General features: G+C 66.4%; 1 protein-coding gene and 3 tRNA genes. All 4 read right to left on the minus strand.

Going from position 1 to position 1310, the window contains the following annotated elements:
* Positions 1–406: 406 nt before the first annotated feature.
* Positions 407–478: transfer RNA gene (locus E1261_RS44785), tRNA-Val, on the minus strand.
* A 13-nt stretch (positions 479–491) separates the two neighbouring features.
* Positions 492–562, minus strand: a tRNA-Cys gene (locus tag E1261_RS44790).
* Positions 563–596: 34 nt separating this feature from the next.
* Positions 597–669 (minus strand) — tRNA-Gly (locus tag E1261_RS44795).
* A gap of 162 nt (positions 670–831) precedes the next feature.
* Positions 832–1310: hypothetical protein (locus tag E1261_RS44800; protein WP_238176864.1), on the minus strand; the 479-nt coding region annotated here is incomplete at its 5' end.

Here is a 1310-nt window from a genome sequence, read left to right on the forward strand (position 1 = left end):
CCCGCAGCTGGCACCCCGGGAGCGCCCCGCCCGCTTCGACGCCCAGGCCTGGAGCGCGCGCACCACTCGGGGGTTTGAACAGGAACTGGTGGCCGTGAACAACGTATTACTTGTTCACACCCACTCCGGGGTGTTCATCGCCCCTGTCGGGAACTGTGTAAGCCACCTCAGCGCAACGCGGCAACCGTCCAAGCGCCCCGGCCAAAGCTGGAACCGTGCCAGCCATCTCAGCCCACGCCGGGAACCGGCAAGCGTGCCGCAACCGAAGCCGCCGATGCGAAGCGAGGCGCAGGGGGTGCGGGTGGCGAAGCCCCCGCCCGCGGCAAGCGCAGCGCAGCCGCACAAACGACGAAGGCGAGGCGGCGAGCGCTGGTAACAGCGCCGCACACCTCGCCTATCGACTTCGTGGACGATACTGGGATCGAACCAGTGACCTCTTCCGTGTCAGGGAAGCGCGCTACCGCTGCGCCAATCGTCCAAGAATTTCTTCGAGGTGGAGACGGGATTCGAACCCGTGTACACGGCTTTGCAGGCCGTTGCCTCGCCTCTCGGCCACTCCACCAAGCACACAGCTTGGTCCGTCAAAACCATCTCCGAGCGGACGACCGGGCTCGAACCGGCGACCTTAACCTTGGCAAGGTTACGCTCTACCAACTGAGCTACGTCCGCACTACGACCGGTTTGGTGTTCCCCGGCGTGAGCAGAACAGTAGCGCACTTTCGGCGTCCGCCAAAACCGGATTCTCACGCCTGAAAACGGCCTCATCCGTCACACAAGCACCACCCATTCTGTCCACTCAACACGCCGTCGAGCCCCTCGGTTTTCGTCACTTCACCCCACTGAGATGACCTCCACCGGAACCCCTCCGGCCTGCACCAACACCCGCGCCCCCAACGCCTCCCGCAACCGAAAGACCACCAGCCGCCCAACTGCAGCCAGCGGCATCGGCGAGCCCGGCCGGTACGGCAGCTCCTCGATCTCCACCAGCACCGCAGTTCGCGACTCGTGCACCGCCCGCACCCGGACCTCGGCGTACGACGGCAATGGTCCACTCACCACCATCCGAACAGTCCGCCCCCGGTCCATCACCAACCCCGCGGACAACCCAGGCATCCCACCCAGCCACCGCCGGCTAAGCCCTTCCGGCCACCACAACCGCTCCTCGGCCCAAGGTTCCAACACCAGCAGAGCCGAAGCCCCGCCCCCAACCCGCGTCCGCCGCCCGGCAACCGCGAACTCGATCCGCCACGCCGGCAACGGCCGATGCCCCCGATCAGTTCGGAACTCCGGCGACACCCGCCGTACAGACA

It is taken from the genome of Kribbella albertanoniae (assembly GCF_004348455.1).
GTDB classification, from domain to species: Bacteria; Actinomycetota; Actinomycetes; order Propionibacteriales; family Kribbellaceae; genus Kribbella; species Kribbella albertanoniae.